Here is a 13,635-nt window from a genome sequence, read left to right on the forward strand (position 1 = left end):
CGCAGGGTGATCGACTCAGCGCGGGTAGCGGAATCAGCGCAGGTGGGCGGCTCAGCGGACGGGTGGGCGGTCCCAGCCAGCGGGTAGCCACTGCGGGGCCTCCCACTCCGGGGGCGGCGTGAAATCGCACCAGGTGCCGTCGAACGGGAACTCACCGGCCTCGGCCAGGGCGATCACCCGCTTGCCCTCGGCTCGTACGGCCGCCTCGTCGGTCACCCAGTAGTGCTCCGGGAAGGCCAGCCGCTCGACAAACTCGCCCTCGTCCTTCCACTCCCAGCTGCGGTCGGGCCGGACCCACACGTCGAGATCCTGGTCGATGATGTCGACGCCGGCCAGCCCGCCGTCGTCCCACCGGACGCCGGTCTCCTCCAGGTTGACGTACCACCCGGTGAACCGCCCCTGCGCGTCCCGGAACCACCAGACGGAATGCGCCGCCCCGGTCGGCAGGAACTTCAGCAACGGCGGCCCGTTCCACCACCCCTGCTTCAGCTGAAACGTCGGAGTGAGCCAGTCAGCGAACGGAACCGCCCGCATCCCCAACCCGTCGGCGTTCACCTCGGCGGCCACCGGCGACCCCTCGGCCACCCACAACAGCAGCCCACGCTCGTCATCACTGACCACCCGCGCCGGCCGGACCCACCCGATCCGCCCACGCCGCACGTTGCGGTGCATCACCATCCGCCCCACCTCAAACCTCACACCCCGACCCTACCGCCCCCCAATCCCCGCGATCTTGCACTTCTGGTCGCCGAGATGCACCTTTTACTCAGTTTCATCCCGACAGAAAGTGCAAGATCGACGAGCAGAGCGGGGCGGGGTGGGCAGCGCCTGGGCGCGTGGGGGTGGGGGTTAGTAGGCGCGGGCGAGGATGGCGGTGAGGTTGGGTTCGTCCTCGGTGTCGGGGACGGAGTTGTCGGCGCGGAGGAGGCAGCGGACGGTGACGCCCTGGGCGTTGGCCTTGGCCTCGCCTTCGACGCCGACGGCCGACCACGGGACGCGGGCCCAACCGGTGGCTGCCGCCTCGATGGCCTCGTCGAGGGTGGCGACGTCGGTGGTGCGGGACTGGCGGAAGGCCAGGGCCTGGTCGTGCAGCGACTGCTGGTCGGCGTCCAGGGCGGCGAGCACCGCGCCGACCACGTCCGCGATGGGGGTGGGGGCCTTCGAGCCGTCCGTACGCCGGACCACGACCGCGTTGCCGGCGGCCAGGTCACGGGGGCCGACCTCGACGCGTACCGGATAGCCGCGCAGCTCGGCGTCGACGGCCCGGCGGCCGAAGGGGGTGTCGGTGCGGTCGTCGAGCATGACCCGGATGCCGGCGTCGCGCAGCGCGTCGCGCAGCTTGGCCGCCGCCTCGCCCACACCCTCGCCGTCCTTGACCACCATGACGTACGCCTGCACCGGCGCCAGCTTCGGCGGCACCCGCAGCCCGTTGTCGTCGCCGTGGCACATGATCAGACCGCCGAGCATCCGGGTCGAGGTGCCCCAGGAGGTGGTCCAGGCGTGCTCCCGGCCGCCCTCGGCCGAGGAGTAGCTGATGTCGAAGGCCTTGGCGAAGTTCTGCCCGAGCTCGTGGCTGGTGCCGAGCTGGAGCGCCTTGCCGTCGCCCATCATGCCTTCGCAGGTGTACGTGGCGGTCGCCCCGGCGAACCGCTCCCGGGCGGTCTTGAGCCCGACCACCACCGGGATGCCGAGCACGTTGACCATCAGGTCCTCGTACGCCTCGTGCAGGATCTTGCGGGCGTAGGCGCGGGCGTCGGAGCGGGTGGCGTGGGCGGTGTGGCCCTCCTGCCAGAGGAACTCGCTGGTGCGCAGGAAGATCCGCGGGCGCAGCTCCCAGCGGACCACGTTGGCCCACTGGTTGAGCAGCAGCGGCAGGTCCCGGTACGAGTCGATCCACTTGGCCATGAACTCGCCGATGACCGTCTCGCTGGTGGGGCGCACCACGACCGGCTCGGCCAACTGCTTGCCGCCGCCGTGGGTGACCACCGCCAGCTCCGGCGAGAAGCCCTCGACGTGCTCAGCCTCGCGCTTGAGGTAGCTCTCCGGGATGAACAGCGGGAAGTACGCGTTCTCCGCCCCGGCCGCCTTGATCCGGTCGTCCATCTCGGCCTGCATCCGCTCCCAGATGGCATAGCCGGCCGGTCGGATCACCATGGTCCCCCGTACCGGCCCGTTGTCGGCCAGCTTCGCCTTAGCGATGAGGTCCTGGTACCACCGGGGGAAGTCCTCAGCCCGGGGAGTAAGCACGCGCGCCATAACCGCACATCCTATGCAGGGGCGGACGGGGCAGCGCGATCGGGCGCGGCATCACTACCATCGGCCGCCATGTCCTCCCCTGCCCCTGTTCCGGGTCCAGGCGCAGTACCGGCTCGACGTGCGGTGGGTCGGGTCAGCGGATGACCCGCCCGCGCAGCACGATGCGGGCAGGCTCGCGTACCACCCGCAGGTTCCGGCGCGGGTCGTCGGAGTAGACGACGAGGTCGGCGAGGCCACCGTCGACCAGGCCGGGGAAGCCCAGCCACTGCCGGGCCCGCCAGGTGGCGGCGGCGAGCACGTCCTCGGTGCTCATGCCGGCCTGCTCGTGCAGCAGCAGCATCTCCTCGGCGGCCAGGCCGTGGTCGATGCCACCACCGGCGTCGGTACCCACGAAGATCGGCACCCCGGCCTCGTACGCCGAGCGCACCACCTCGGGGAAGCGGTCCCGCAGGGCGATCATGTGGTCGGCGTACCCGGGGAACTTGGGTCGGGCCTGGTCAGCGATGTGACCGAAAGTCTGAATGTTGATCATCGTGGGGATCAACGCGGTGCCCTGCCGGGCCATCAGGTCGATCAGGTCCAGGCTCAGACCGGTGCCGTGCTCGACCGAGTCCACCCCGGCCCGCACCATGATCTCCACGGCCGACTCGCTGAAGGTGTGCACGGCGGCGCGTACCCCGGCGGCGTGTGCGGCGGCCACCGCGGCGGCCATGGTGTCCGCGTCCCAGGCCGGCGCCAGGTCACCGACCCCCCGGTCGATCCAGTCCCCGACCAGCTTGACCCAGCCGCTGCCGGCCGCCGCCTGCTCGGCCACGGTCGCCGCCACCTGGGCCGCCTCGACCTCCACCCCGATGTCGCGCAGGTAGCGCTTCGGCGGCGCGATGTGCCGCCCGGCCCGGACCATCCGGGGCAGGTCGGGTTCGTCCTCAAGCTCCGGGTACGGGAAGGGCGAACCGGCGTCCCGGATCGCCAGCACACCCGCGTCCCGGTCGATCCGCGCCAACGCCCGCGCCTGGTCCAGGGAAGTGATCGGTGTCGCGCCCCGGGCGATGCCGATGTGGCAGTGCGCGTCCACCAGCCCTGGCAGGACGAAGCCGCCGTTGGCGATCGTCTCGGCACCGGGCACCGGTTCGAAGGTGATCCGGTCGCCGACCAGCCACAGATCCCGGACCTCGTCGTCCGGCAGGAGCACACCGCGCACATGCAGAGCCATGCGCACAGTCCTACCGGATCACTCTCCGTCGCCGGCGAGGAGCCCCGCCCGCCGTACGGTCAGCGGGGCGGCTGGCCGCCCTTGCCGAGCTTGTTGAAGTCGATCTTCGGGAGCTTGAAGCCCGGCGGGAGGCCCTGACCGGCCGCCAGGTCCTCCGGCTTCATGCCCGGCGGGAGCTGCGGCATGCCACCCGGAAAGCCACCGGGCATGCCGGCACCGGTACGCGGCCGGCCGCCGCCCTTCGTACCCTTGCGCTTGTTCTTCGGGCTCTTGGTGGCCTTGCGCCGGCCGCCCGGCAGGCCCATCATGCCGCCCATCTGCTTCATCATCTTCTGCGCGTCGGCGAAGCGGTTGAGCAGCTGGTTGACGTCCATCACGGTGACGCCGGAACCGTTGGCGATCCGGGCCCGTCGGGAGCCGTTGATGATCTTCGGGTTGGTGCGCTCGGCCGGGGTCATCGACCGGATGATCGCGGTGATCTTGTCGAAGTGCTTGTCGTCCACCTCGGCGAGCTGGTCCTTGACCTGGCCCATGCCGGGCATCATGGCCAGCACGTTGGCGATCGGCCCCATCCGCCGCACCGCGATGAGCTGGTCGAGGAAGTCCTCCAGGGTGAACTGCTCGCCGCCCATCAGCTTGGCGGTCATCTTCTCCTTCTGATCGGTGTCGAAGGCCGCCTCGGCCTGCTCGATCAGAGTGAGAACGTCGCCCATGCCGAGGATCCGGCTGGCCATCCGGTCGGGGTGGAAGACGTCGAAGTCCTCCAGCTTCTCGCCGGTGGAGGCGAACAGGATCGGCTGCCCGGTCACCTGACGCACCGACAGGGCGGCACCACCGCGGGCGTCGCCGTCGAGCTTGGAGAGCACCACACCGGTGATGCCGACGCCGTCGCGGAACGCCTCGGCGGTACGCACCGCGTCCTGGCCGACCATCGCGTCGATGACGAAGATGACCTCGTCAGGGTCGACCGCGTCGCGGATGTCGGCGGCCTGCTGCATCATCTCGGCGTCGATGCCGAGGCGGCCGGCGGTGTCGACGATGACCACGTCACGGGCGGCACGGCGGGCGTGTTCGAGGGACGCCTTCGCCACCTGCACCGGGTCACCGACGCCGTTGCCGGGCTCCGGGGCGTACACCTCGACCCCGGCCCGGCCACCGAGCACCTGGAGCTGCCCGACGGCGTTGGGGCGCTGGAGGTCGGCGGCGACCAGCAGCGGCTGGTGGCCCTGCGCCTTGAGCCAACGGGCCAGCTTGCCGGCGAGGGTGGTCTTACCGGAACCCTGGAGGCCGGCGAGCATGATCACCGTCGGCGGCTGCTTGGCGAACTGGAGCCGACGCCCCTCGCCGCCGAGGACGGTGACCAGCTCCTCGTTGACGATCTTGATGATCTGCTGGGCCGGGTTGAGCGCCTGGGAGACCTCCGCGCCGCGCGCCCGTTCCTTGACGTTCGCGATGAAGCCCTTGACCACCGGCAGCGCGACGTCGGCCTCCAGCAGCGCGAGGCGGATCTCGCGCGCGGTGGCGTCGATGTCGGCGTCGGTGAGGCGTCCCTTGCCGCGGAGCTTGGTGAAGATCCCGGAGAGGCGGTCACTCAAGGTGTCAAACACGCGAACATCCCGATTGTCGTCTTCGGCGGGCACGGTGCGGACACGCGGGTGGCGTCCAGCCCACCGCTAGCCTAGCCCGACCCCGCTTGCCCGGCCCGGCCCAGCCGCCCCCTTTCCCGACGGCAACCCCTCCCACACCCGCTCCCCACGCTGCCCTGCGGGGTGTGCGGGCCGCACCCCACCGCGCAACACATCCCCGCCCGCACCGCGCAACATCCCTGCCTCGCCGCGCAACGACCCCGCCGGGCGCAACATCAGGGAAAATGATGCCTCGTCGGCAGGTGAGGCAGCATTTTCCCCGAAACTGCTGGCAGCATTTCCCGGTAACGCCGCTGGGGTCGACTACACGGCGGCGAGGACTGCAGCTTCGAGGCGGGTGCGTTCGGCGTCGGAGGGCCAGCCGCCCACTAGGTAGAAGACGTCGACCACGTCGCCGCCGAGGGTGGCGATGCGGGCGGCGCGGACCTGGGCGCCGGCGGCGTCCAGGGCGCTGGTCACCCGGTACAGCAGGCCGGCGGCGTCTGCGGCCCGCAACTCCAGCAGTACCGCGTCGGTGGCGGCGTCCCGGTGCCAGACCACCCGTGGTTCGGCCCCCGCCCCCCGTGCGGCCAGGGCCCGTCCACGCAGTCGCTGGGTGACCGACACGTCGCCACCGACCGCCCGACGCAGGTCGGAGCTGAGCGCCACCGGCTCGGGCGGCAGCCCGTACCGTGGCTGCACCCGGCACTCCACCAGGGCCCGCCCGTCCACCGTCGAGGCGTCGGCCGCGAGCACCTCCAGGCGGTGCAGGGCCAGGCAACCGGCCACCGTGGCGAGCAGGCCACGCCGGTCCGCCGCGGCCACCGCCACCCGGTCCCCGGTCAGGTGTACGACCGGCAGCGGCCCCGCCACCAGCGCCGGGTCCGGTGCGGGCGGCTCGGGTACGGCGCCGGTGTCGAGCGTGGTGCGGACCCGGGCCACCAGTTCGGCGATCAGCCGGCCCTTCCAGTCCGACCAGGCGCCCGGCCCGGTGGCGGCGGCGTCCGCCCGGGCCAGCGCGTGCAGCAGGTCGAGGGTGGTGACGTCGCCGACCGCCTCGGCCACCCCGGAGATGGTCACCGGATCGGCCAGGTCGCGGCGGGTGGCCACCTCGGGCAGCAGCAGGTGCAGCCGGACCAGGGTGCCGATCAGTTTCGCCTCGGCGGCGGGCAGGCCGATCCGGGCGGCCATCGCCTCGGCGATCGGCGCACCGACCGTGGAATGGTCACCCGGCAGACCCTTGCCGATGTCGTGCAGGAAGGCAGCGAGCAGCAGCAGGTCGGGGCGGTCCACGTCGCGGGTGTGCCGGCTGGCCTCGAAGGCGGTCTGCACCAGGTGCCGGTCGAGGGTGAACCGGTGCACCGGGTTGTGCTGGGGCAGGCTGCGCAGCCGGGTCCACTCCGGCAGCCAGCCGTCGATCAGCCCGTACCGGTCACAGGTCTCCCAGGCGGGCAGCAGCCCCGCACCGGCGCCCAGCAGGGTGGTCAGCGCAGCTCGCGCCTCCGCCGGCCACGGCGTGGGCAGCGGCGGACAGTAGGTGGCCAGCCATTCGCAGGTGGCTCGGGCGATCGGCAGCCCGGTGACCGCCGCTGCGGCAGCCACCCGCAGCGAGAGGTTGGGGTCGGGGCGGGCCCCGATGGCGGTACGGGCCAGCACCAGTTCCCCGTCGTGCTCGACCACGTCCCGGGCCACCGGCCGACGCAGCGGCCGTCCGTCGGCACCCCGGCGACGACCGGAACGCAGCCGGTCCGCGGCGCGGAAGGCGTCGTGGAGAGCATGACTGACGGTACGGGCATCACCGGCCACCCGGCGCAACAGCGCGTCCCCGTCCCCGGCTGGTTCCGCTGGGCTGGCGGTCGGGCCGGTGTCGGGGCCGCCGGGTGGCGCCTGGCGCAGGCCGAGCAGCGCGGCGACTCCCTCGCGTTCCTGGGCCAGCAGCCGGTCGACGCGCCGGCCGACCTGGTGGTGCAGCGCGTCGCGGGTGTCCAGCAGGCGCAGGTGGGCGGCGTGCACGGCGGGCCGCAGCGCGTCGGTGATCCCGGCGATCGCGATGGCCCGCAGGATGCCGACGTCCCGCAGGCCGCCGGCCGCCTCCTTGAGGTCGCCTTCCAGCAGGAAGGCCAATTCGCCGTGGGCCTGCCAGCGGGCGGTCGTGGTCTCCCACAGCGGGGCCAGTTGGCGTACGGCGGTGCGCCGCCAGTGATCGGTGGCGCTGCGGATCAGCGTGTCGGCAAGATCAGGATCACCGGCGACGAGACGGGCGTCGAGCAGCCCCAGGGCCACCTTGACGTCGTCCTGGGCGACCGACAGCGCCTCGGCGACGGTGCGTACGGAGTGGTCCAGCCGCAGCCCGGCGTCCCAGATCGGGTACCACAGCTCGGCGGCCAGCTCGTCGATCCCGGCCACCCCGGAGTGCACCAGCACCAGGTCGAGGTCGCCGTAGGGGGCGCACTGCCGACGTCCCAGCCCGCCGACCGCGAGCAGGGCGACGCCCGGTCTCGATGGCAGCAGCCGGGCCAGCCAGGCGTCGTACGCGTCCGAGCGGGCCCGACGCGCGGTGGCGCCGATCCCGGCCGGTACGCCGACGGCCTCGTTGACCTTCGGTGCTGCCGTGGGGCTCGAAGCCGAGGCTTGCCGAGAGGTCAACGAGGTCATCGACGGTGTCTCCTTAGAGGGCGTCCAGGCCGCGCTCGCCGGTGCGTACCCGGACGACCTCCTCGACTCCGGTCACCCAGACCTTGCCGTCACCGATCTTGCCCGTCCGGGCGGCACCGACCACCGCGTCGACGATCTTCTCGACGTCGATCTCGTCGGTCAGCACCTCCACCCGGATCTTGGGCAGGAACTCGACGGTGTACTCGGCACCCCGGTAGACCTCGGTGTGCCCCTTCTGTCGCCCGTAACCCTGGACCTCGCTGACAGTCAACCCGGCCACGCCGAGGGCGTGCAGGGCCTCCTTGACGGCGTCCAACTGGTGCGGCTTGATGACCGCGGTCACCAGCTTCATGTCCAACCCCTCCATCTCACGAATTTAGCCGGCGACCTTTTCGCTTACCGCTTCGGTGGGCTCACTCTTCGGCTTGGCCGAGGAAGCGATACCCGCGGCGGCGAAAGCCCCGCCACCACCACTCGTGGAGCTGAACTCGTACGCGCTCTCCGCGTGCTCGGCGTTGTCGATGCCCTCGACCTCGGCCTCGGCGCTGGCCCGGAAGCCGATGGTCTTCTCGATCGCGAACCCGATGATGTACGCGACCACGAACGAGTAGACCAGCACCGCGATGACGCCGACCGCCTGCAGGCCCAGCAGCTTGATGCCGCCGCCGTAGAGCAGACCCGCGTTGCCCTCACCGGCCAGCACCTCGATGGCCAGGAAGCCGATGAGCAGCGAGCCGATGATGCCGCCGACCATGTGCACGGCGACCACGTCGAGCGAGTCGTCGTACTTGAGCTTGTACTTCATGCCGACCGCGAGGGCGCAGATCGCACCGGCGATCAGGCCGAGGGCGATGGCGCCCAGCGGCTCCAGGAAGGCACAGGCGGGCGTGATGCCGACCAGACCGGCGACCGCGCCGGAGGCCGCACCCAGGGTGGTCGGCTTGCCGTCGCGCAGCCACTCGACCACGATCCAGCCGAGCACCGCGGCGGCGGTGGCGACCTGGGTGTTGATCAGCGAGATGGCGGCGGTGCCGTTTGCCGCACCGGCGGAGCCGGCGTTGAAGCCGAACCAGCCGAACCACAGCAGACCCGCACCGAGCAGCACCATCGGCAGGTTGTGCGGCTTGAACTTGTCCTTCGGCCAGCCGACCCGCTTGCCGAGTACGAGTGCCAGAGCGAGCGCGGCGGCACCGGCGTTGATGTGCACCGCCGTACCACCGGCGAAGTCGAGCACGCCGAGCTCCATGATCCAGCCGCCGCCCCAGACCCAGTGCGCGACCGGGAAGTAGACCAGGGTGGCCCAGAGGCCGGCGAAGAGCAGCCACGGGCCGAACTTGGCCCGGTCGGCGATCGCACCGCTGATCAGAGCGACGGTGATCACGGCGAACATCAGCTGGAAACCGGCGAACAGCAGATCGGGAATGCCGCCCTCGGTGCCGCTCTCCAACATGCCACGCAGACCGGCGGCGGAGAGATCACCGGTGATCCCGCCGATGTCCTCGCCGAATGCGATGCTGTAGCCGTAGAACACCCACAACAGGCTGACCAGGCCGATCGCGCCGAAGCTCATCATCATCATGTTGAGCACGGACTTGGATCGCGTCATGCCGCCGTAGAACAGCGCCAGGCCGGGCGTCATGAGCAACACCAGCGCGGCAGAAGTCAAAATCCAGGCGGTGGCACCAGAATCTAGCTCCGGCACGCTGCCTCCTCTCGGGTCGTTTTCCCTCCCTCCCGGCATCGCGCAGCATCGCCCGTACGCCGGTTGGCCGGAACTCTCGTCGTCGGCTGTTTCGACGAAGGGCCCCGACTGGTTTCCGGTGCGTCACGGCTTGTTTCGGACGTGTGAAGAAAACCGCACAGCTCCACGCTTCGACGGGGGTGGATCAGCCATTTGGTGGCGGTCTATCCCCCCGACGGGTTACTGCAGGGCGGATTCCAGGGCACGCCGCTCGTAATCGAGCAGTCGAAGATCGCGCATCGGCCGGCGCAGGTGGCCCTTGTGCACGATCCGCACGAAGGCCGGCTCCCCCGCCGCGGCCATCCGCCGGATGCCCTCGACGTGGTCGATGATCCGCTTGCGGATGGTCCCGACCAACCGGTGGCGGTCACGGGGGATCAACCCGTACGCGTCGGCGAACAGCCGCAACCGGCGCGGCCGGTCCGGACGCTTCCAGCCCAGGGTGATCGAATCCCGGTCGGAGAAGATCGGCACCCAGGTCCAGGCCGCGTACGCCACGTCGTAGATCCGTGCGCCGGGTGAGGCGAGGTCGAAGTCGATCAGCCCGAGGGTGCCGTCCGGACGCCAGATCACGTTGTGCGGCGCGGCGTCGTGGTGGCAGATGACCTCGGTGTCCGGTGGCGGCGGCCCGAACGAGCGCCACACCGCGTTGGCCGGCGGCGCGAAGCCGTACTGGGCGTCGTGGAACATCCGCAGCATGGTGGCGACGGTGACCAACGCCTCGTCGGTGACCCAGTGCGGGGCCAGCGGGTATTCCCCGCACTCCCCCTCCAGGTACGACAGCACCTCCCGGTTGCGCTCGTCCATGCCGAGCGCGCGGGGGGCACCGGTGAAGCCCACGTACTCCAGGTGGCGCAGCAGGGCGTGCACCGACGGCGTCCACGGTCCGGCGTTGCGCCGGACCGTGTCGCCGACCCGCACCACGGTGCTGACGTTGCCGCCGTGCAGGGGGATCTCCTGCGAAGTCACGTACGGTCTCCCGAGGCGCTGCGACGGGTGGCTCGGGTCGCGCCAGCCCGCGTACGCGCGATTGTCTCTGGTCACCCGAGGTTACGCGGTCGGACCGGGGGCTTCGGTGCCCAGCAGCGCGTCGACGAACTGCGCGGGGTCGAACGGCGCCAGGTCGTCCGGGCCCTCGCCGAGGCCGACCAGCTTCACCGGGATGCCGAGCTTGCGCTGTACGGCGATCACGATGCCGCCCTTGGCGGTGCCGTCGAGCTTGGTCAGCACCACTCCGGTGACGTTTACCACCTCGGTGAAGACGCGGGCCTGCTCCAGACCGTTCTGCCCGGTGGTGGCGTCGAGGATGAGCAGGGTCTCGTCGATCGGGCCGTGCTTCTCCACCACCCGCTTGACCTTGCCCAGCTCGTCCATCAGGCCGACCTTGTTCTGCAGCCGGCCGGCGGTGTCGATGAGCACGGTGTCCACGCCGGTGTCGATACCCCGCCGGACCGCGTCGAACGCGACGCTTGCCGGGTCGGCGCCCTCCGGGCCCCGGACGGTCTCCGCGCCGACCCGTCCCGCCCAGGTCTCCAGCTGGTCGGCGGCGGCGGCCCGGAAGGTGTCGGCCGCGCCGAGCAGCACGCTGCGACCGTCGGCGATGAGCACCCGGGCGATCTTGCCGCAGGTGGTGGTCTTGCCGGCGCCGTTGACCCCGACCACCAGCAGCACCGCCGGCACGCCCTCCTTGGGGGTGGTCCGCAGCGAGCGGTCCAGCTCCGGGTCGAGCGCGTTGACCAGTTCGGCGGCGAGCAGGGCACGCAGTTCGGCGGCCGAGCGGGTGCCCAGCACCCGGGTCCGCTCGCGCAGCCGGTCGACGATCTCGCGGGTGGCGTCGATGCCCACGTCCGCGGTGATCAGGCTGTCCTCGATCTCCTCCCAGACGTCCTCGTCGAGGCGGTCGCGGCTGAGCAGGCCGAGCAGCCCCTTGCCGAAGGCGTTCTGCGAGCGCGACAGCCGGGACCGCAGCCGGACCAGCCGGCCGGCGGTCGGCTCGGGCACCTCGACGGTCGGGGTCGGCGCCTCCACCACCGGCGGCGGCTCGACCAGGATGCCGGTGGACAACTCGGCCTCCGGCGCCTCCACCGGTGGCCCGGCGAGATCCTCCTGAGTCCGGGTGTCGACCTCCGTGCGCGGCAGCGGCGGTGCCGGCCGCCGGCGCAGCCTCGGCACGACCAACCCGATGCCGCCGAGGATCAGCACACCGAGCAGGGCGAGAACGATGAGGAGGTAGTCCTTCATGCCGAAATCCTGTCAGATGCCGCCGACCGCGTCTCAACCACCGCTGCCCCGCACCCGGCGCGGGGCGGCGGTAGTCTCGGCCACAGCCAGCAGTGGTGCGACGGCCGGCCGGGTAGTAGAGGTCGAAACACTCTCATCTGGAGGTCCCACATGCCCGCCGAGCTGCTCATCGGCCCCCTGCTCCGCCGGGTGGTCGGCACGCGGGCCACGGTCTGGGTGGAGACCACGGCCCCGGCGGTGGTCACCGTCCGCACGGCCGACGGCGCCACCGGCACGACGAACACCTTCACCGCGTACGACCACCACTACGCACTTGTGGTGGTCGACGGGCTCACCCCGGACAGCACCACGACCTACCAGGTCTTCGTCGATGACCAGGAGGTCTGGCCGCTGCCCGACGGGCGTTTCCCGCCCAGCGTGATCCGCACCCGCGCCGCCGAGGACCGGGATCAGCCGGTCCGGCTGCTCTTCGGCTCCTGCCGGGAGACCACCCAGCACGCCACCACCCGCAAGCTGCCCCCGGACGCGCTCGACGCGTACGCGCGGAGGATCCTGGCCGACCCGGACCCGGCGGCCCTGCCGGACCTGCTGGTGCTCCTCGGCGACCAGGTCTACGCCGACGAGACCTCGCCGACGGTGAAGCGCCTGCTGCGCCGACGGCGACGCCGCCCGGCGGGCGCGCCCAGCGACCAGGTGGTCAGCTTCGACGAGTACACGAAGCTCTACCTGGAGTCCTGGGGCGACCCGGAGATCCGCTGGCTGTTCTCCACCGTGCCGAGCGTGATGATCTTCGACGATCACGAGATCATCGACGACTGGAACACCTCGGCGTCCTGGCGCGCGGACATGCGCGAGCAGCCCTGGTGGGCCGAGCGGATCACCAGCGGCCTGGCGTCCTACTGGGTGTACCAGCACCTGGGCAACCTCTCCCCCGACGAGATCGCCGCCGACCCGATCTTCGCGAAGGTGACCACGGCCGGGGACGCCACCGAGGTGCTGCGCGAGTTCGGCCAGCGGGTGGACACCGAGGCCGACCTGGCACACGACACCGAGCGGTGGCAGGCGGTGCAGTACCAGTGGAGCTACTCGGTCGACCTGGGTCGCACCCGCCTGGTCATGCTGGACACCAGGTGCAGCCGGGTGTTGCAGCCGGGTCAACGGGCGATGTTGCCGCCGGGTGAATGGTCCTGGTTCGTCGACCGGGTGCACGGCGACTACGACCACCTGGTCGTCGGTTCCTCGCTGCCCTGGCTGCTGCCGCCGGGCATCCACCACGTCGAGGCGTGGAACGAGAAGCTGGCCGACTCGTCCCGGCCGTGGCTCGCCGCCCTCTCCGAACGCCTTCGCCGCGGGCTGGACCTGGAGCACTGGGGCGCGTTCCGCCGTTCGTTCGACGCCATGGGTGCGCTGTTCGCCCGCGTCGGCGGCGGCACACCGGGTGAGCCCGACGACCGCAAGGGCGCCGGCCCGGCGTACCCGCCCCCGGCGTCGATCAACGTGCTCTCCGGCGACGTGCACCACTCGTACGTGGCCCGGGTCCGGTTCGCCGACCCGACCGTACGCACCCCGGTGCATCAGCTGACCTGCTCGCCGATCCACAACCAGGTGCCCGCCGGGATGCGTCCGCTGATGCGGTTGGGCTGGTCCCGTGGGCCGGCCGGGGCGACCCGGGCGCTGGCCCGTACCGCCGGCGTACCCCGGCCGCAGGTCCGCTGGCGCAAGCTCGCCGGCCCGTACTTCGGCAACGCGGTGGCCACGCTGACCCACGCCAGCCGGACCGCCGACGTGGTCATCGAGGGCACCACCAGCGACGGCCACCTGCGCCAGGTCGCCCACCACCGCCTGACTCCGTGAAAGGAAGGGCACCTTGTTAACGCCTGGCGTAGTAGAAGGGCCCCTTGTTA

General features: G+C 71.4%; 10 protein-coding genes. 1 reads left to right on the plus strand and 9 read right to left on the minus strand.

Translation table 11 applies throughout. The features are described from left to right. Window positions 1-51: 51 nt before the first annotated feature. The 9 genes from JMF97_RS01755 to ftsY all read right to left on the minus strand — a co-directional run bounded on the left by JMF97_RS01755 (window position 52) and on the right by ftsY (window position 11,731). Window positions 52-699: a ribonuclease FAU-1 family protein gene (locus JMF97_RS01755; protein WP_203219910.1), complete on the minus strand. Its 648-nt coding sequence runs from the start codon at window positions 697-699 to the stop codon at window positions 52-54. A gap of 150 nt (window positions 700-849) precedes the next feature. Further along, window positions 850-2,256 (minus strand): proline--tRNA ligase, encoded by a 1,407-nt coding sequence (gene proS / locus JMF97_RS01760; RefSeq protein ID WP_203219911.1) that lies wholly within the window; start codon window positions 2,254-2,256, stop codon window positions 850-852. 133 nt (window positions 2,257-2,389) lie between these two features. Further along, window positions 2,390-3,469: an amidohydrolase family protein gene (locus JMF97_RS01765; protein ID WP_203219912.1), complete on the minus strand. Its 1,080-nt coding sequence runs from the start codon at window positions 3,467-3,469 to the stop codon at window positions 2,390-2,392. Between the two features lie 59 nt (window positions 3,470-3,528). Next, entirely contained in the window at window positions 3,529-5,076 is a 1,548-nt protein-coding gene (gene ffh, locus JMF97_RS01770; RefSeq protein WP_203219913.1) for a signal recognition particle protein, read from the minus strand. Between the two features lie 342 nt (window positions 5,077-5,418). Further along, window positions 5,419-7,749 carry a [protein-PII] uridylyltransferase gene (locus JMF97_RS01775; protein ID WP_203219914.1) on the minus strand — a complete coding sequence of 777 codons (2,331 nt, stop codon included), beginning with the start codon at window positions 7,747-7,749 and terminating at the stop codon, window positions 5,419-5,421. Window positions 7,750-7,762: 13 nt separating this feature from the next. Further along, a complete protein-coding gene (locus JMF97_RS01780; protein WP_165521895.1) occupies window positions 7,763-8,101 on the minus strand; it encodes a P-II family nitrogen regulator in 339 nt (112 codons plus the stop codon). 24 nt (window positions 8,102-8,125) lie between these two features. Further along, a complete protein-coding gene (locus JMF97_RS01785) occupies window positions 8,126-9,490 on the minus strand; it encodes an ammonium transporter (RefSeq protein ID WP_203219915.1) in 1,365 nt (454 codons plus the stop codon). Between the two features lie 180 nt (window positions 9,491-9,670). Continuing rightward, the gene (locus tag JMF97_RS01790; RefSeq protein WP_203219916.1) at window positions 9,671-10,534 is read right to left on the minus strand and encodes an aminoglycoside phosphotransferase family protein; all 864 of its coding nucleotides are present in this window, start codon (window positions 10,532-10,534) and stop codon (window positions 9,671-9,673) included. 6 nt (window positions 10,535-10,540) lie between these two features. Next, complete coding sequence (gene ftsY / locus JMF97_RS01795) at window positions 10,541-11,731, minus strand: signal recognition particle-docking protein FtsY (RefSeq protein WP_203219917.1); 1,191 nt, start codon at window positions 11,729-11,731, stop codon at window positions 10,541-10,543. Window positions 11,732-11,881: 150 nt separating this feature from the next. Between ftsY and JMF97_RS01800 the strand changes: the two genes are divergently transcribed. Beyond that, window positions 11,882-13,585, plus strand: a complete 1,704-nt coding sequence (locus tag JMF97_RS01800; RefSeq protein ID WP_203219918.1) for an alkaline phosphatase D family protein — start codon at window positions 11,882-11,884, stop codon at window positions 13,583-13,585. Window positions 13,586-13,635 lie beyond the last annotated feature (50 nt).

The sequence above is a fragment of the Micromonospora fiedleri genome, from assembly GCF_016774385.1.
GTDB lineage: Bacteria > Actinomycetota > Actinomycetes > Mycobacteriales > Micromonosporaceae > Micromonospora > Micromonospora gifhornensis.

What these genes read in the sequence shown, in the direction of transcription:
- proS (WP_203219911.1), bottom strand. Translation starts at nt 2,256, where the DNA reads ATGGCGCGCGTGCTTACTCCCCGGGCTGAGGACTTCCCCCGGTGGTAC.
- JMF97_RS01765 (WP_203219912.1), bottom strand. Translation starts at nt 3,469, where the DNA reads ATGGCTCTGCATGTGCGCGGTGTGCTCCTGCCGGACGACGAGGTCCGG.
- JMF97_RS01775 (WP_203219914.1), bottom strand. Translation starts at nt 7,749, where the DNA reads ATGACCTCGTTGACCTCTCGGCAAGCCTCGGCTTCGAGCCCCACGGCA.
- ftsY (WP_203219917.1), bottom strand. Translation starts at nt 11,731, where the DNA reads ATGAAGGACTACCTCCTCATCGTTCTCGCCCTGCTCGGTGTGCTGATC.
- JMF97_RS01800 (WP_203219918.1), top strand. Translation starts at nt 11,882, where the DNA reads ATGCCCGCCGAGCTGCTCATCGGCCCCCTGCTCCGCCGGGTGGTCGGC.
- JMF97_RS01785 (WP_203219915.1), bottom strand. Translation starts at nt 9,490, where the DNA reads ATGCCGGGAGGGAGGGAAAACGACCCGAGAGGAGGCAGCGTGCCGGAG.
- JMF97_RS01780 (WP_165521895.1), bottom strand. Translation starts at nt 8,101, where the DNA reads ATGAAGCTGGTGACCGCGGTCATCAAGCCGCACCAGTTGGACGCCGTC.